Origin of the sequence: Streptomyces anthophorae (genome assembly GCF_049310305.1) — a bacterium.
In the GTDB taxonomy this organism is placed as follows: Bacteria; Actinomycetota; Actinomycetes; order Streptomycetales; family Streptomycetaceae; genus Streptomyces.
Genome location: NZ_JBLWQQ010000001.1, coordinates 976188 through 993136 on the forward strand (window position 1 = coordinate 976188; position 16949 = coordinate 993136).

15 protein-coding genes are annotated in these 16949 nt (G+C 72.0%); 4 read left to right on the forward strand and 11 right to left on the reverse strand.

The window, feature by feature from the left end; translation table 11 throughout:
* Positions 1–20: 20 nt before the first annotated feature.
* The 5 genes from ACNYS0_RS04275 to ACNYS0_RS04295 all read right to left on the reverse strand — a co-directional run bounded on the left by ACNYS0_RS04275 (position 21) and on the right by ACNYS0_RS04295 (position 8471).
* A complete protein-coding gene (locus ACNYS0_RS04275) occupies positions 21–1676 on the reverse strand; it encodes an HAL/PAL/TAL family ammonia-lyase (protein WP_422471295.1) in 1656 nt (551 codons plus the stop codon).
* Positions 1673–3169 (reverse strand): sodium:solute symporter family protein, encoded by a 1497-nt coding sequence (locus tag ACNYS0_RS04280; RefSeq protein ID WP_422471296.1) that lies wholly within the window; start codon positions 3167–3169, stop codon positions 1673–1675. The genes ACNYS0_RS04275 and ACNYS0_RS04280 overlap by 4 nt, the downstream gene beginning before the upstream one ends.
* On the reverse strand, positions 3166–3432 hold the full coding sequence (locus ACNYS0_RS04285; RefSeq protein WP_422471297.1) for a DUF3311 domain-containing protein: 267 nt from the start codon (positions 3430–3432) through the stop codon (positions 3166–3168). The genes ACNYS0_RS04280 and ACNYS0_RS04285 overlap by 4 nt, the downstream gene beginning before the upstream one ends.
* 659 nt (positions 3433–4091) lie before the next feature.
* Positions 4092–7751 (reverse strand): S8 family serine peptidase, encoded by a 3660-nt coding sequence (locus ACNYS0_RS04290; RefSeq protein WP_422471298.1) that lies wholly within the window; start codon positions 7749–7751, stop codon positions 4092–4094.
* Positions 7752–7910: 159 nt separating this feature from the next.
* Complete coding sequence (locus tag ACNYS0_RS04295) at positions 7911–8471, reverse strand: hypothetical protein (RefSeq protein WP_422471299.1); 561 nt, start codon at positions 8469–8471, stop codon at positions 7911–7913.
* Positions 8472–8673: 202 nt separating this feature from the next.
* Between ACNYS0_RS04295 and ACNYS0_RS04300 the strand changes: the two genes are divergently transcribed.
* Positions 8674–9072 carry a PPOX class F420-dependent oxidoreductase gene (locus ACNYS0_RS04300; RefSeq protein WP_422471300.1) on the forward strand — a complete coding sequence of 133 codons (399 nt, stop codon included), beginning with the start codon at positions 8674–8676 and terminating at the stop codon, positions 9070–9072.
* 155 nt (positions 9073–9227) lie between these two features.
* A complete protein-coding gene (locus ACNYS0_RS04305) occupies positions 9228–9905 on the forward strand; it encodes a TIGR00266 family protein (RefSeq protein WP_422471301.1) in 678 nt (225 codons plus the stop codon).
* Positions 9906–9927: 22 nt separating this feature from the next.
* Here ACNYS0_RS04305 and ACNYS0_RS04310 read toward each other — a convergent pair whose 3' ends face one another.
* The 3 genes from ACNYS0_RS04310 to ACNYS0_RS04320 all read right to left on the reverse strand — a co-directional run bounded on the left by ACNYS0_RS04310 (position 9928) and on the right by ACNYS0_RS04320 (position 11727).
* A complete protein-coding gene (locus ACNYS0_RS04310; RefSeq protein WP_422471302.1) occupies positions 9928–10782 on the reverse strand; it encodes an alpha/beta fold hydrolase in 855 nt (284 codons plus the stop codon).
* Between the two features lie 102 nt (positions 10783–10884).
* The gene (locus tag ACNYS0_RS04315) at positions 10885–11337 is read right to left on the reverse strand and encodes an SRPBCC family protein (protein ID WP_422471303.1); all 453 of its coding nucleotides are present in this window, start codon (positions 11335–11337) and stop codon (positions 10885–10887) included.
* 30 nt (positions 11338–11367) lie between these two features.
* Positions 11368–11727, reverse strand: a complete 360-nt coding sequence (locus tag ACNYS0_RS04320) for a winged helix-turn-helix transcriptional regulator (protein ID WP_422471304.1) — start codon at positions 11725–11727, stop codon at positions 11368–11370.
* A 169-nt stretch (positions 11728–11896) separates the two neighbouring features.
* On the opposite strand from ACNYS0_RS04320, the gene ACNYS0_RS04325 reads away from it, so the two are divergent.
* Complete coding sequence (locus ACNYS0_RS04325) at positions 11897–12778, forward strand: alpha/beta fold hydrolase (protein ID WP_422471305.1); 882 nt, start codon at positions 11897–11899, stop codon at positions 12776–12778.
* A gap of 22 nt (positions 12779–12800) precedes the next feature.
* Here ACNYS0_RS04325 and ACNYS0_RS04330 read toward each other — a convergent pair whose 3' ends face one another.
* From ACNYS0_RS04330 to ACNYS0_RS04340, 3 genes are all read right to left on the reverse strand, one after another.
* Complete coding sequence (locus ACNYS0_RS04330) at positions 12801–13802, reverse strand: LCP family protein (RefSeq protein ID WP_422471306.1); 1002 nt, start codon at positions 13800–13802, stop codon at positions 12801–12803.
* A gap of 116 nt (positions 13803–13918) precedes the next feature.
* A complete protein-coding gene (locus ACNYS0_RS04335) occupies positions 13919–14944 on the reverse strand; it encodes a GDP-mannose 4,6-dehydratase (RefSeq protein ID WP_422471307.1) in 1026 nt (341 codons plus the stop codon).
* Positions 14941–16122, reverse strand: a complete 1182-nt coding sequence (locus tag ACNYS0_RS04340; RefSeq protein ID WP_422471308.1) for a UDP-N-acetylglucosamine--N-acetylmuramyl-(pentapeptide) pyrophosphoryl-undecaprenol N-acetylglucosamine transferase — start codon at positions 16120–16122, stop codon at positions 14941–14943. The genes ACNYS0_RS04335 and ACNYS0_RS04340 overlap by 4 nt, the downstream gene beginning before the upstream one ends.
* A gap of 63 nt (positions 16123–16185) precedes the next feature.
* On the opposite strand from ACNYS0_RS04340, the gene ACNYS0_RS04345 reads away from it, so the two are divergent.
* The gene (locus ACNYS0_RS04345; RefSeq protein ID WP_422471309.1) at positions 16186–16893 is read left to right on the forward strand and encodes a response regulator transcription factor; all 708 of its coding nucleotides are present in this window, start codon (positions 16186–16188) and stop codon (positions 16891–16893) included.
* The last annotated feature ends 56 nt before the right edge of the window (positions 16894–16949 follow it).

The following is a 16949-nucleotide window of genomic DNA, read 5'->3' on the forward strand; positions in this document are numbered from 1 at the left end:
CCTGGCAACTCCCGTACGGATCAACCCACTTGTCCGACAGCGTCCACGACCGCCCCGGACCGGACGAGGTCGATTGCCGCGTGCACCCTCGGGTACAGCACCACGTCGCGGGTGAGGTGGTCGATCGGCCGCCCGTCCGTGGCTGGTGTGGCGCGCAGCCGGTCGAGGGCGGCGCGGGTGGCCGGGGCGAGGGCGTCGGGGCCCCTCCCCTGCTCGGCGAGGCGCAGCTCCAGGGCCTGGCCGGCCATCAGCAGCTCGGTGGCGACGACCGCTTCGATGTTCGCGACGATCTGGCGGGCGTGCCGGCCCGCGTTGGACGCCATCGAGACATGGTCCTCCTGGTTGGAGCAGGTGGGGATGGAGTCGACGCTGTCCGGGTGGGCGAGTGTCTTGCAGTCGGACACCAGGGCGGCGGCCAGGTACTGCGGCAGCATGTAGCCGCAGTCCATGCCGACCTTCTCCCCGTCGACGAGCATGTCGGGAAGCCCGCGGTTGAGGGTGCCGTCGTTGAGCCGGAACAGGCGCCGCTCGGCGATCGACCCGATCTCCGTGACGGCGATGGACAGGAAGTCCGAGGCGAACGCCAGGTACTGGGCGTGGAAGTTGCCGCCGGAGACCGCCTTGAGGTCGCGCGGCAGGCTCGGCACGACGAGCGGGTTGTCGGTGGCGGCGTTGAGCTCCGTCTCGACGATGCCGTGGACGAAGCCGAGGGTGTCCCGCACAGGGCCGAGCACCTGGGGCACGCACCGCAGCGAGTACGCGTCCTGGGGCGGCTGGCGTACGGGATCGGTGTCGGCGGCGCCGTCCACGAAGGCGCTGCCGTCGAGGAGTTCGCGCAGCCGGGCCGCCGTGGCGATCTGCCCGGGGTGGCCGCGGGCCTCGTGCAGCTGCGGCAGGAAGGCGTCGCCGAAGCCGAGCAGGGCCTCGATGCTCATCGCGGCGGTCACCTCGGCGGTGGCGAGGAGGTTCTCCGCGTCGGCGAGGGCGAGGGCGCACAGCGCGGTGGAGTACGAGGTGCCGTTGGTGAGGGCGAGGCCCTCCTTCGCGCCGAGGGCGAGCCGGTCGATGCCGGCGGCGGCCATGGCGGCACGGCCGCTCATCAACTCGCCCTCGTGGTGGGCGAGTCCGCTGTCCTCCTCCGGGTCGGTGTCACCGGCGGGGCGGCTGAGAACGAGGGCGAGGTGGGCGAGCGGGATGAGGTCGCCGCTGGCGCCGAGGGAGCCGTACTCGGGGATCGCCGGGTGGACACCGGAGTTGAGCATGGCGAGCAGGGTGTGCACGACATCGGGGCGCACGCCCGAGTAGCCGCGCGCCAGGCTGGAGGCGCGGATCAGCATGGTGGCGCGGACGACGTCCTCGCCGCAGTACCGGCCGACGCCGCAGGCGTTGGAGACGATGAGGCGGCGGGACAGTTCGACGGCGTCCTCGGGTGCCTCGAAGGCCTGCCGTCCGGCGAGCGAGCCGAATCCGGTGTTGACGCTGTAGACGGGCCGGGCGGCCTCGCCCTCCGTCATGTCGTCGGTGAGCCGGGAGATCCACGCGGCGCTCGGCCCCATGGCCTTCTCGGCCGCCGCGCCGAGTGCCACGGGCAGGTGGTGACGGGCGACGGCGACGAGGTCGTCGAGGGTGAGCGGCCGGTCGCCGAGGACGAGGGGTGCGGTGGCTGTGGTGGTCACAGGGCGGCTCCTTCCGGGACGGTGGTGGCGGTGGTGGCGGGGCGGCCGTCGTCGCGGTGTCCGGCGCGGTGCCGGGTGGCGGCGCTGACGACAGCGAGGACGAGGACGTTGGCGAGCATGGCGACGACACCCACGTCGAGGTCCTGCACCGGCCGCGACGCCCACGGCAGCAGGCTCGCGGTGGTGGCATCGGTGAGCGTCGTCCAACTGACGAGGGCGACGCCGGTGCACACACCGGCCCACGCTCCTGCGGTGGTGACGGGGTTGCGCCGCCACATCGACGCCACGAGCACGGGGAAGAGCTGGACCACGAACCCGTACGCCATGATCAGCAGCATCGCGATGGCCTCGCCGCCGCGGAAGGTGAGCACGGCGGCGATCAGTGCGAGCACCGGCACGAGGAGGCGGCTGAGCCGCCCTACGGTCCGCTCGCTCGTGGCGGGGCGGGCCGTCTGGTAGATGTTCTTCGCGATCAGCATCGCGGCGGACTGCAACAGCATCGCCCCGGGCACGAGCGCGGCGAGCATGCCCGCGACCCCGACGAGCCCGACCAGCCACGGCGGCAGCGCGTCCTTGGCGAGCGAGAGCAGCGCGAGGTCCCCGTCCTTCAGTCCCGGCACCTTGAGCACCGCGGTGAACCCGATGACGAGGACCATGACCAGGACGATCTGGTACGCGGGTGTGATCACGGCGTTGCGGCGCAGGGCCTTGGCGCTGCGGGCGGCGAGGATGCCGGGCATCATGTGCGGCCACGTACAGATGCCGAGGGCGAACAGCAGGCTGGTGGAGATGTACCACCACACGCTGTACCCGTGGTCCGGCAGCGTCAGGAAGTGCGGGTGGGCGGCGGACAGGGCCTGGAACATGTCACCGAGGCCGCCGTAGTAGTGGATCGGGAGGTAGAGGCCGAGTCCCACGACGAGGACCAGCATCAGCGTGTCCTTGATGATGGCGTTCCAGGCGGTGCCGCGCAGCCCGGACACGGTGACGTACACGGCGATGACGGCGACACCGATCCATACGGCGGCGCCCTGCGGGATCCGCCCGTACGAGCACTCGTGGACGATGATGCCGAGCCCCTTGAGCTGGAGCACCAGGTACGGCACCAGGGACACCACCCCGACGACGGCGGTGAGCACGCCGAAGCCCTTCGAGCGGTACTTGTGGGCGTACAGGTCCGGGGCGGTGAGCAGCTTGTGGCGGCGGGCGTACGCCCAGATCGGCGGGGCGAGCCAGTAGAAGACGACGTAGCAGATCGACGAGAACATGTAGATCATCGGCCCGCCCATCGAGTAGGCGCCGCCACTGCCACCGAGGAAGGTGTACGTGGTGAAGTTCTCGCCGGCGGCGAGGAGGAAGACGAGGAGGCTGCCGAGCCCGCGCCCGCCGACGGACCACTGTTCGAGGTCCATGGTGCGACCGCGCCGGGCGAGCAGTCCGAGGACGAGGACGAGGACGAATGCGCTGCCGAGGATGGCGAGGGCGACGTTCATCGGGCGGCTCCTTCGGCGGCGGCGTCCGGCGTCGCGTCGGCCGGGAACTCGCCGCCCTCGTCGGGGAGTTCGTCGGGTTGGCGGTTCGCGGGGTCGAGCCAGTAGACGGCCGCCATGACGACGGTGGTGAGCACCACCCACAGGGCGGCCCAGAACACCACCATCGGCAGCCCGAGGACGTAGGGCTGCTCGGTGTTGACGACGATCAACGACCCGGCGACCGGGACGGCGCTGAGCAGATAGAGGATCCAGCGGCGTGACACGGGACGTGCTCCCTCCGGGCGGACGGGCCATGGGCGGAGCCCGTCCGGGGGACCGATTCCTCGGGCCGCCGGGCGGGCGCGCGGGGAATGCTTGCCCGGTGAACCGATCTTGGCAATGGCGGATTCTCACGGTGCAGGAACGGAGTCCCGACGGGAATGCCGCCGCGTCGTGGCATGACGGGCGGGACGGCGATGGAGGACCGCTGGGGTGACCCTCGCCGGAAATCACCAGGAACGTCGGCGAGGGCCACCGGAGAGGCGCGCGGCTCCCCTTTGCGCGCGCCTCGCGAACTCCGCACGGCGTGCCGCGGTACGGGAGCGTGCGGAAAGGCCCGCCCCACGGACCGCGTCAGCGGCGGAGGGTCAAAGCCGCTGTGTCGGCGATGCGGCTCTGACCGGCTCGATCATGTGTTGCCCGGCCCGGGGGCCTGGGGCCGTGCGGCACGCAGGGCGGCCGCTTGAAAAATGGTACGCCACATGCAACTTTTACCTCAAGGGCAAAATCCATGCGCGATCTTGACGCACCGTCACGGCCGACGGATCTTCCCGCCCGGCGCTTCGCCTCACGGACAACGGCGGCCCGGCGCGCAATCGCTGCGCGCCGGGCCGCCGCTCCCCTTCCGCCTCACGCAGAAGCCCTGCTCACGGTCGCCTCGCGGCTACTTGACGACGGCCGCCCTGACGATCTCCTGCGCCACCGAGCCGCCCTTGTCGTCCTTCGCGCTCGCCCGCAGCGACAGCGACGTGGCGTCCTTCGGCACGTTCAGGGTGCCCTTCCAGGAAGCGCCGGATCCGGTGAGGGACACGGACTTCCAGGTCTTGCCCGCGTCGTAGGACACCTTCAGGGCGCCGCCGCCGATGGTGCCGGTGCCGGCCGCGCCCTTGACGTACTCGGCGGACAGTCCGACCGGCAGGCGCTTGCCCGCCTCGATCTTCCCGGCGAGGTCGGTGGCGATGTCGTAGTCGAGGTTGATCAGCGGCAGGAACGTGTACCGGTCGTCCGGCGTCGTGCCCGAGCGGAACGTCCACTCGCTGTGCGAGGTGCTGCCGACGCCCCATACGGCCGGGTCGAGCGCGGTGTCGGTGACGACCTTGAACGGCTGCACGGAGCCGTCGCTGACGCTGAACTGGGCGGTGCTGCCCGTGCGTCGGCCCGCGCTCTCCCCGTTCACGAAGGCCTCGGTGGTCTGCGTCATGCCGGACTCGGAGCTGTACGGGTCGCCGAAGCCGGTGTGGTCAGGGCCGGAGTCGCCCCAGCCGGGGATGTTGAAGCGGAGCATGTCTCCGCGCCGCTCCTGGCCCCAGCCGAGACCGCTGCCGCCGTAGGGGTGCCAGACCGGCTTGAACCAGTTCAACTCGGTGCGCCTGCCCGGCCGGTAGGTCACCAGGCCGCTGCGCTCCTCCAGGGAGCCGAGGTTCACGGACTCGTGCCACTTCTGGTCCGGCTCGACGGACACGTAGTCGGTGCGGTGCCCCGGGAAGTCGTACCGCTCCTGGAAGCCGCCCGCGACCGGGAAGGACGGGTCGACGGAGTGGCGGAACTCGCTGCCCGCGGCCTTCTTCGCACCGTAGAAGGTGGTGTCGACGACGGCGAGGTCCTTGGAGTCCGGCGCGAAGAGCAGGCTGCGGTCCGGGACCGAGCCCTTGTAGCCCTTCGACAGGTCGTAGGAGTACGTGGGGTTGGCGACGCCCGTCATCGCGATGCGCTCGCCGCGCTTCTGCCGGGCGAGCAGCCGGGCGAAGTCGGCGCCTGTGACACTCGCGATCTGCAACGGGCGGTCGGTGTTGTCGTCGTTGTAGAAGAGGGTGTTGAGGCGGCCGGGCCTGTCGTCCGTGAGGAACAGGGCCTTGGCGCCCGCGTCCTGGGCCGCCTGGGCGATCTGTGCCGGGGTGCGAGTGCCGTCGATGTGCACGAGGACGCCCTTGCCGGTCGCGTCCTTGCCCGCGTACTCGCCGGGGGCGCCCGCCCCCGCGTCCACCAGGGCGAGGCTGCGCCGTCCCGGCAGGAGCGTGGAGCCGGGCTGCTCCCACACCTCGTCGACGCCGTCGACGGTGATGCGCGGCTGGGCCTCGCGCCAGGTGGTGCGGTAGGCGTAACTGCCCTCGGTCACCTGGCGGGTGGGCAGGGCGTACAGCGTGTCGTACGTGATCGGCAGCAGCACCATGCCGAACAGGTCGGTGCCGCCCGCCTTGCGGTCGTACTGCACGAGCGTCTGGTGCGGGTCGGTGTCCTTCGGGACACGCGCGGCGACCTCGCGCAGCTCGGTGCCGTCGAGGGTGATCTCACGGTCCTTGTCGACCTTCACCTCCGGGTCGGACAGATAGGCCGTGCCGAGGGAGTCCTTGCCGTGGGCGCCGCGCACGTCGAGGAACGAGTCCAGGTAGTACGTGCCGGGCTTGAGGCGCAGCTCGACCGTGCCGGACCCGTCGACCGTGGCGGGCTGCGGCAGTGTGCCCTCGGCGAGCTGCTGGTACATGAGGTCGGCCGCGGCCGGCCTGCCGTCCCGGTCCTTGACGTGGACGGTGAGCGTGTACCGCTCCTCCTCCTTGACCAGGCCGAAGGCGGTGTGCGCGACGACCTCGCCGCCGGAACTCGCCACGATCCGGCCGCTGTTGGTGCCGACGGAGGCTTTCGAGCCGTCGCCGGTGACGGTGGTGGAGGCGGTGCCGTGCGCGGGCACGGTCACCCGGGAGTCGGCGAGCGTCGCGACTCCGTCGGTGGATCCCTGCACGGCGAGGTCCAACTCGACGGCGTTATCGGAGGAGTTGGCGTACGTGATGGTCCTGGTGACCGGCTTGTTGCTGTCGTACGGCCAGCGGTAGGAGCCGAGGTCGGCGCTGCCCGTCGCGGTGACCTTCGCGGTGATCGCGTCGGGTACGGAGACGCGGCCGGAGCCGATGGCGTACGCGGAGTCGTCGAGCCGCTTCGACGACGACATCAGCGCGTTCTTGAGCTGCGCGGCCGTCCAGTCGGGGTGGGCCTGCGCGAGGAGGGCGGCGACGCCCGCGACGTGCGGTGTCGCCATCGACGTACCGCTCATGGTGGTGTAGCTGCCGGAGCCGTCCACCAGCGAGGAACGGGCCGCGAGGATGTCGACGCCGGGGGCGGAGAGGTCGGGCTTGAGGGCGTCGTCGCCGAGGCGCGGGCCCTGGCTGGAGAACGAGGCCCGCTCGTCGCCCGCGTCGACGGCGGCGACGGTGAGCGCCGAGTCGGCGGCGCCGGGCGAGCCGATGGTGCCGGGCCCGTAGGCGTTGCCCGCCGCGACGACGAAGAGCGTGCCGGTGTCCTTGGTAAGGGAGTCGACGGCCTGCGCCATGGGATCGGTGCCGTCGCTGCCGGTGTCGGAGCCGAGGCTCATGGAGACGACCTTGGCCTTGACGTCCTTGGCCGCCCACTCCATACCGGCGATGATCTCGGACTCGGTGCCGTACCCCTCGTCGGAGAGAACCTTTCCGACGGCTAGGGCGGCGTCGGGGGCGACGCCCTTCTCCTTGCCGTCGGATGCGGCGCCGGAGCCGCCGACGGTGGAACTGACGTGGGTGCCGTGGCCGTTGCGGTCGGCGACCTCCTGCCCGGCGATGAAGGACTTCGACTCGCTCACGCGGGAGGCGAGGTCGGGGTGGGTGGTGTCGTACCCGGTGTCGAGGACGGCGACCTTCACGCCCTTGCCGGTCAGCCCGGCCTCCCAGGCCTTCGGGGTGCCGATCTGGGCGTTGGACTCCGCCATGTCGCCCTTGACGCGGCCGTCGAGCCACACCTTGCCGATGCCGTCGGTGTAACCGCCCTTGCTGGTCAGGTCGTTCCAGAAGGTGCGCCCCTTGTCCGCGTCGAGGGCGGCGCCGCCGATGCTGCCGAGCGTGCGGGTGCGGTCGGCGCCCTTGGGGGTGGCGGCGGCGCTGCGCGCGCTCCCGCCTCGGTAGGTGGCGATGAGCGGGGTGGTGTCGGCCTTGGTGTCCGCGAGGCCCTGCTCGATGAGCCCGCTCACGTCGAACAGCCGGGCGTCCAGCTTTCCCGCCGCGAGGTAGGGCGCGGCCTCGTCCGGCAGGACACGTATCGCGCCGTCCGTGACCTGCGTACGGACCAGCCCTGTGGCCCCCTTGGGCCGCTTGACGTCGACGGTCCGCCGCCCGCCGCCGAGGTCCGTCACGGTCACCTTGTCCCCGGTCACCAGCGTCACGGTGCGGTCGGCGCGGGCGGCCTTCGTGGACTGCGGTCCCGCCTTGTCCGCGGCGGCGTGCGCCCCGCCGCCGGGCAGCAGCGCGAACGCGAGCCCGGCCGACAGCAGGGCCGCGCCGCGTCGCGCGGTACGTCTGGTCATCGTTGCCTCTTCTCCTGGAACCATCGGGTGCGGGGGTGCGCTCCGAGAGCTGGGAAGAGTGTCAACTACCGTGCGGGGTGGGGCACTTGTCTTGCGATGGCGGATTGGCGCCACGGCGCCTATCCGCCACCCCTCACGCGTCCCCCGTCACGCGGACGGTCACTGCTGCTTGACCGGCGGGCAGTAGCCCGTGTCCTCGCCGATGGAGTTGATCTCCGCGTTGGGGCGCGGGTCCCCGGCGTAGTTGATCTGGTCCGTGCACTTCGTGCCGGGGTCCTTCGGGGTGCCCGACGGCTTGTCGGACTTCTGGGGCGTGGGGCACGTGCCGGTGTCCGCGCCGATCGAGTTGATCTCGGCGTTCGAACGCGGGTCGCCCGCGTAGTCGAGCCGGTCGGTGCACTTCGTGTCGGACTGCTGCTTCTGCACGGGCGGGCAGGTGCCGGTGCGTGCGCCGATGGAATTGATCTCGGCGTTCGAGCGCGCGTCGCCCGCGTAGTCGATCTGGTCCGTGCACTTCGTGTCGGACGCGGCGGGCGTGCCCGCCGACGTGCCCTTCGTCGCATCGGCCTTCGGCGCGCTGGTGGCCGTCGACGTCGCGCTCGCGGAGGACGAGGCACTGGAAGACGCGTTGTCGTTGCCACCGTTGCCGTTGCACGCCGTCAGCGACAGGCCGAGGGCCACAGCGGTCAGGGTCAGTGCCGAGATCTTCCGAGTGCGCATGCTGTTGTCCTTCGCGTGGGGCCGGCGCTCCTGGGGAGCGGCGAGCGAGTGAACCGGGCGGGTGTCCCCCGGTGTTGCGTTCCGTCCCTTCAGACAGCCGGTGCGGTTCCCCAGTTGCTTCTTGATCGTCTTCAAGACACGTTCGTGACATGACAGTCGCAGCTCGGTGAACTCCCGGCCCGCCGCCCGGTACCGTCCCCCTGTGACCTCACTCGACCCCGCCACGCTCGCCGCGCTCCAGCGCGCCCGTTACGTCAGCCTCACCACGTACCGCAAGGACGGCACGCCCCGGGCCACCGCGGTCTGGCATGCCATGGAGGGTGACCGGCTCTATGTGCGCAGCGCGGCCGACGCCTGGAAGGTCAAGCGGCTGCGGCGCGATTCCCGGGCCGAGGTCGCCGTCTGCGATGTGCGCGGGCGCGTCGCCCCGGACGCCGTACGGGCCACGGGAACCGGCCGCGTACTGGACGAGGCGGGGACGGAGAAGGCGGGGGCGCTGCTGCGCGGCAAGTACGTGATGGCCCGGATCGGTGACTGGTACTCCGCGATCTCGGGGCGCCACCGCAGGCATCCGGTGATCGGGCTCGAGGTCACCTTCTAGTCCTGTCATCCGCCAGGAGGATCGGCCCACCGGGTGGCTCGTCCCCCGGTCGCAGGCGAGTCGGGCGTCAGGGTTGACCTGCGCGGACGATCCGCACGGGACGATGAAGGGGGACGGCGGTCCGCCGTCCTCCCCCACGCGAGAAGAGGCCAGCCATGCACATCGAGGTCCGTCACAGCCCGTCCTTCGCGGTGGCCCGTGTCCTGCTGGCCGCCGGTGAGGGCGTCCGGGCCGAGTCCGGCGCGATGATGGCCATGTCCGGCGGGATCGACGTCGAGGCGAAGACCGAGGGCGGGCTGTTCAAGGGGCTCAAGCGGAGCGTCCTGGGCGGCGAGTCGCTGTTCGTCACCCGGCTGACCGCCGGACCCGAGGGCGGCTGGGTCGACCTCGCGGCGAACCTGCCCGGCGACGTCACCGACATCGAGGTGGACGGCGGCCTCAACCTGGCCCGCGGCGCCTGGCTGTGCTCGTCCGACGGGATCGAGCTGGACACCAAGTGGGGCGGTTTCAAGAACCTGGCCGGCGGCGAGGGCGGCTTCCTGGTCCGCGCCGAGGGCCGGGGCACGGTCCTCGCCTCCTGCTACGGGGCGCTGGACGTGCTCGACCTCCGGGCGGACGAGAGGATCGTCCTCGACTCCGGCCACATGGTCGCGTTCGACGACGGTGTCTCCTACACGACCCGCAAGGTGAGCCGCGGACTGATGCAGACCCTGAAGTCCGGCGAGGGCCTGGTCTTCGAGATGAGCGGCCCCGGGCGGGTGTGGACCCAGAGCCGCAACCCCGGCGCGCTGATCACCTGGCTCACGGCGAAGCTCCCGTTCACGCGGAGCTGAGGTCGCCTCCTCCTGGTTCGCCCTAGCCCCTCAGCACCTCTCGCAGCCGCTCGGCGAACTCCTTGGGCTGTTCGGTGAATCCGCCGTGGTCGCCGGGGAATTCGACCGGAGTGGTCCCGAGGCGTTCGGCCAGTGCCCTGGAGGTCCGGGCCGTGATCAGGCCTCCCGAGGTGGCGCCGATGCCGATGACCACGCGGGACCGGCCCGACGTCAGCGCGGCGATGTCGGGTACGTAGAGGCTGGTGCCCAGCAGCTCGTGGGCGAAGAACCGCGCGCTGTTGGCGAGGTCCTGCTCCGAGGGTTCCCCGAACGGCGGGGCGGGCGCGTCCTCGCCGGTGCCGGGTCCGGCGGCAGGTCCCTCGTCGGGTCCGTCCCCGGGGCCGCCGTCGAATCCGGCGTTGGCCATGAACCTGCCCCAGGCCGCGCCCACGCCCTCGCGGTGGAAGGTCGCGACGATGTCCTCGGCCGCGGCGCGCTGCTCGGCGGCGTCGGGGAGCAGTTCCAGGAGCGGAGGCTCGTGCGCGACGAGCGTGCGCACCCGCCCGGGGTGCCGGGCGATGAGCGCGAGCCCCGTGACGGCTCCGCCGCTGCTGCCCAGCACGTCGGCGGAGTCCGCCTCAAGGGCGTCGAGGAGTGCGGCGACGTCGTCGGCCCGCAGTTCGGGCGTGGAGTCCTGCTCGGGGTCGTCGAGGGTGCTGCCCGAGATGCCCCGCGGGTCGTGGGTGACGACCGTGCGGTCGCTCGCGAGCGCGTCGGCCAGGGGCCCGAAGGCCTCCGCGTCCATCGGCGATCCCATGAGCAGCAGCAGCGGTCCTGTGCCACGGACCTCGTAGCGCAGTCGTGCACCGAGGACTTCGAGTGTGCGGGTGGTGGTCACGGGTCGTCCTTTCCCTGGGCGGTCGTCCGCGATCGCGGTGACACAGGTGGGGACCGTGGCCGAGAGGCAAACTCATCGCCGCACCGGGATCGCCCCTTTCCGTCACCGGACGTTGCGGGCGAGCCACGGGCTGAGCGCGCTCGGCAGGATCAGCTCCTTGTACGTCTCGTCACCGAGCAGCGGAACGATCAGCCACAGGGCGGGCGGGAACCTCTTCCGCTTCACGTACGCCAGGCCGCCGTGGACGGATCTCAGGAACGCCGGGACGGCGTCGCGGGGAATGTCCTCGAAGTCGACGTTCTCGACGGTGATTCTGGCGTCGTCCTCCGGGAAGATCCGGACGGACACGGACGGCGATCCCCCGAGCTCGATGTGCGCCTCGTGCGGCAGCGTGCCGTCCGGGTCGAGCACCACGAAGGCACCCGCCGAGGTGCGCCGGGACGTCTGGTCGGCGCCGATGTCGTCGGTCACGGACAACTCGAGGTGGAACTCCCGGGCGACCTCACGCACCGCCATCACAGCGGCTTCCGTGCTCGCCAGACGTGGATGTCTCATGACCCGATCATGTCTGACGGGTGCCGGCCCCTAGTCGGGAGGCGACGACTCGTCGGCGAGCTGGTTGTTGCGGTCGATCTCCGGCATGTGGGTCTCGGCCCAGAACCGCAGGGCCGCGAGCGGTCCTTCGAGGGACAGGCCGAGGTCGGTGAGCCGGTAGTGGACGGCGGGCGGCACGGTGGGTTCCACGCGGCGTGCGACCAGGCCGTCGCGGACCAGGCTCTGAAGGGTGACGGACAGCATCTTCTGCGAGATGCCGGGGGCGAGGCGCCGCAGCTCCGCGAAGCGGACCTCGTCCGGGGCCTGCTCGGCCAGCACCTTGACCACCATGGACGTCCACTTGGTGCCGATGCGGTCGAGCAGCCGGCGGGTCGGGCAGAGCGGATCCATCAGGTCACCGCGCTCACTCCGCTCACCGCGTCGCCGCGCACGTCCGCCGGATCGCGACGTGGTCACCTGGGGCTCACCACCTGTGGGGAAAGTGCCGTCTTGGGCGGACCAGGCTAGTTCCCTACCGTGACGTTGTCACCATTCGTAACCGACCTCTTGGAGTCTCTCCATGCCCGAGCTCCGCCGCGTCCCGGCCAACGGTGTCGAACTCAACATCGCCCTCGCCGGATCGGGTCCTGCCGTCCTCCTGCTGCACGGCTTCCCGCACACCTGGGAGGTGTGGACGGACGTCATGGCCGGCCTGTCCGAGCGCTACCGCGTCATCGCACCGGACCTGCGCGGGTTCGGCGCGAGCGGCGGGGCCGACTCCGGGTACGACGCGGGCACCCTGGCCGAGGACGCCGCCGCGCTGCTCACCGCGCTCGGTGTGTCCTCGGCCGCGGTGGTGGGCATCGACGCGGGCGCCCCGCCGGCCTTCCTCCTTGCCCTGCGCCGACCCGGCCTCGTCCGCCGCCTGGTCGTCATGGAGTCCCTGCTGGGCAGGCTGCCCGGCGCCGAGGACTTTCTAGCGGGCGGTCCCCCGTGGTGGTTCGGCTTCCACTCCGCCGCGCCCGGCCTGGCCGAGACCGTCCTCGAGGGCCACGAGGCCGAGTACGTCGACTGGTTCCTGCACACCGGAACCCTCGGCCACGGGGTGCGCCCGGCCGTCCGGGACGCCTTCGTCCGCGCGTACACCGGCCGCGAAGCGCTGCGCCGCGCGTTCTCGTACTACCGGGCCCTGCCCGAGAGTTCGGCGCAGATCGACGACGCGGTGGGCAGGGCCCGCCTGACGGTGCCGACGATGGCCCTCGGCGCGCAGCCGGTCGGCCCGGCCCTGGAACGCCAACTCCGCCCGGTCACCGACGATCTCACCGCACACCTCGTCGAGGACTGCGGCCACATCATCCCGCTGCACCGGCCGGGCGCGCTGCTCGCTCTGCTGCGTCCGTTCCTGGCGGGTGAGGGTGCACGGACACCGGTCCACCGGATCACCGGCGGCCGGCCCGCCTGAGCACGGGCCGGCCTCGGTCACGTCAGCCCTCGCCGTCCGGCGGCAGGGGGCCGCCCGAGCGCAGGCTCTCCCACAGGGCGCGTGCGGCGGGCTCGTGAGCCATCACCCGGTTGGGGTCGCGGGGGTAGGGCTTCACGGGAAGGGTGCGGAATCGGATGTCGTCCGCACCGATCCCGCTCAGGCCGCGGGCGAGGGACGTCAACGCACGCAGGGAGCCGAGGTCCTCGTCCGTGGTCAGGGCCGAAGTGGCCGCGTCCGCAACCCGGTACAGGCGTGCGGGGTTGGTGAGCAGTCGGCCGCCGTGGAGCTGTTCGACCAGTGCGGCCATGAAGCGTTGTTGGAGCTGGATGCGGCCGAGGTCGCTGCCGTCGCCGATGCCGTACCGGGTCCGCACGAGGGCGAGCGCCTGCTCGCCGTGCAGTCGGTGGGTGCCCGCTGCCAGGTCGAGGCCGCTCTTCGGGTCGTGGATGTTCTGGTCCGTGGTGACCTCCACGCCGCCGATCACGTCGATCAGCCGCTTGAATCCGGTGAAGTCGACCTCGACGACGTGATCGACGCGTATTCGGCTGAGGTGTTCCACGGTCTTCACCGTGCAGGCGCTGCCACCGACGCCGTACGCCGAGTTGAACATGGCGGCCTTGGCCTCGGGTGCGGTCCCGCCGTGCGGGAGGGGGCAGGCCGGTCGGTCGACGACGGTGTCGCGGGGGATGCTGACGACGGTGGCGTGCTTCCGGTCCCCTTCGACGTGGAGCAGCATCGTCGTGTCGGAGCGTGCGCCGCTGATGTGGGCGCCGTAGGTGCTGTTGGCTCCGGCCCGGGTGTCGGAACCGAGTACGAGGATGTTCATGGACGTTCCGGAGCGCGGGGGCCGGTCGGAGCCCAGCGCCGCGCCGATGTCGGTGGTGGCGAGATTCCTGTCGAGCCGGCGGTAGAGCCCCCAGCCGCCGAGCGCGACGGCAGCGCAGAGCAGAACGGCGGTGCACCACAGGGTGCGTCGGCGGCCGCGGCCGGACGCGCGATGCACGGCGCGGGTGGATCGGGCATGGCGGGCAGGGGCGGGCGACACGGGCTCCTCCGGGCGGCGGCCCGCGCGCCTGCGCGAGCCGCCGTGTGGGTGCGGCTGTTGACGGCTGCTCGGGCTCAGACCTGGTACCGGTCCGCCGCGAACAGGTGGAGGTGCTCCTCGACCCAGTCGGAGGTGCGGCGCAGGCCCTCCTCCAGCGGGACCTCCGGCTCCCAGCCCGCCCAGTCACGGGCGCGGGAGTTGTCGGAGAGCAGGCGGTGCACCTCGCTGCCCGAGGGGCGCAGCCTGCCCCGGTCGACGACGACCTCGGCGTCCCGGCCCGAGGCGTTGATCAGGGCCTTGGCGAGGTCCCCGATGGCGATCTCCTGGCCGGTGCCGAGGTTGACACTGTGGCCGAGGGCCGCGTCGCAGGCGGCCAGGGCCAGGAAGCCGCGGGCGGTGTCGGTGACGTAGGTGAAGTCGCGGGTCGGGGTGAGGGAGCCGAGCTTGATCTGGCGCCGCCCTGCGTGCAGTTGGGCGAGGATGGTGGGGATGACGGCGCGGGCCGACTGCCGGGGGCCGTATGTGTTGAACGGGCGCACCACCGTCACCGGCAGCTCGAAGGCGTGCCAGTGCGAAAGGGCCATCATGTCCGCGCCGATCTTCGATGCGGAGTACGGGGACTGCGGCTGGAGCGGGTGCGCCTCGCTGATCGGGGCGGTGAGCGCGGTGCCGTAGACCTCGCTGGTGGAGGTGTGGACGAGGCGGCGCACCTGGTGGCGGCGGCAGGCCTCGGCGACGTTCTCGGTGCCGACGACGTTGGTCTGCACGTACGCGCCGGGCGAGTCGTAGCTGTAGGGGATGCCGATGAGCGCGGCGAGGTGGAAGACGGTGTCGCAGCCCTCGACGGCGTCCATGACCCGGCCCGCGTCCCGGACGTCACCGGCGATCATCTCGACGGGGCCGTGGGCGGCGCCGAAGTAGGGAGCGAGGTTGCCCTTTTCGCCGTACGGCTTGTAGTGCACGAAGGCGCGGACCTTCGCTCCGCGGGCGACGAGGAGGTCGACGAGGGTGGAGCCGATGAACCCTTCGGCCCCGGTGACGAGGACGGTGCGCCCGGTCCAGTCGAAGTCGGCGGCGGCGTTGCGGGCGTTGGTGGTCATATGGCGAGCTCCGTGGGGTGGGTGGTGTGCGTGAGGGGGTGTCCTGCAAGCCGCAGCACGTGGGCGGCCAACAGGTCGGCGGCCTGTCCGTGCCGTCCGGGGTGGGCCGCGGCCGACATGGCCGACAGGCGGGCCGGATCGGCGAGCAGCGGCTCGACGAGGGCGGCCAGGCGGTCGGCGTCCGTCTCCGCGTCGGGCAGCAGGAGCCCCGCGCCGACATCGGTGAGGACCCGCGCGTTGTGGGTCTGGTGGTCGCCCGGCGCGTAGGGGTAGGGCACCAGGACGGCGGGGGTGCGGGTGGCCGCGAGTTCGGCGACGGTCGCGGAACCGGCGCGGCAGACGGCCAGGTCGGCGGCCGCGTACGCGAGGTCCATGCGGTCGAGGTAGGGCACGGCGGTCGCCACCCGGTCGGCTCCGGTCCCGGCGAGCCGCCCGCGGACCTCGTCCAGGGTGGCGGGACCGGTCTTGATCAGCAGGTGGACGCCGGTCCGGTCGCTCCATCGCCGGGCGAGTTCGGTGGCGGCCTCCGTGAGCCGGACGGCGCCGAGGCTGCCGCCGTTGACGAGCAGGAGCCGTCCGTGGGCGGGCAGCCCCAGCGCGCGCCGGGCCTCGCCCTGCATCCGGGGCCGGTCGAGGGCGGCCAGTTCGGAGGCGATCGGCATGCCGACGACGTCCGCGTGCCGGCTGCCCGAAAGGTGTGCCCTGCTCTCCTCGAAGGCGAGCGTGATCTGGTCGGTGAGCAGCGCGGCGAAGCGGTTGGCCCGCCCGGGCACGGCGTTGGACTCGTGGATGACGCTGGGCAGCCCGGCCATCCGCGCCCCGACGATCACCGGGGCGCTCGGGTAGCCGCCCATGCCGACCGCGACCTGGGCCCGCTGCGCCCGGAGCACCGACTTGGCCTGGGTGCCGGACTTGATCAGTGCGGCGGGCAGCAGGTACCGCCGGGCGCCGAGCGAGGGATCGAAGGGGATCATGTCGACGGTGTGCAGGCGGTACCCGGCCTCCGGGATGAGCCGGGTCTCGAGTCCGCGCTCGGTGCCGACGAAGGAGATCTCGGCGTCGGGCACGGCCCGCCGCAGCGCGTCCGCCAGGGCGAGCCCCGGGTAGATGTGTCCGCCCGTGCCGCCCGCCCCGATCACCACCGAAAGACGGCCATGGGATGTTCGCTGTGTCCTCATGGCCGACACACTGCTGACGCGCTCTAAGAAGTTTCTAAGACCGGGTTTTGGCAGGCTGTGACCATGAACGCGGCCGACGGGTGCACGAACGCACCGAAGGTTCTGGTGGTGGACGACGAGCCGGAGGTGCGGTACGCCGTCGAGGACGGACTCGCGGTCGAGGGCTACGAGGTGCGCGGCGCGCGGGACGGTCTGGCGGCGCTCTCCGCCCTCGCCGCCTGGGAGCCCGACGCCATGGTGCTCGACGTCATGATGCCCGGCCTCGACGGGCTCGCGGTCTGCCGCCGGCTGCGGGCTCTGGGCGACCGCACGCCGGTCCTGGTGCTCACGGCGCTGGGCTCGGTGAGCGAGCGGGTGGACGGCCTGGAGGCGGGGGCCGACGACTACCTCGTCAAGCCGTTCGCCCTGGACGAGTTGGTGGCACGGATCCGGGCGCTGCTGCGTCGCAGCGCCCCGCCCGAGGAGTCGGCGACGACGCTGGGGTTCGCGGACCTCGTGGTCGACCCGGCCACCCGCAGCGGGCGGCGCGGCACGCGGATCATCGAGTTCAGCCGCACCGAGTTCTCCCTCCTCGAACTGCTGCTGCGGCACCCGGGGCAGGTGCTCCCCCGCGAGACGATCATGGAGCGGGTGTGGGGCCGCGACTTCGGCCCGGACTCCAACTCCCTCGCCGTCTACGTCGGGTACCTGCGCCGCAAGCTGGAGGCCGAGGGCGAGCCGCGGCTCGTCCACACGGCGCACGGCGTCGGCTACCGGCTGGACCTGGCGTGAGTACTCCGGCGCCCCGCGAAGCACGGCCGAAAGGTGGGCGCAGGCATGCCCGGTGG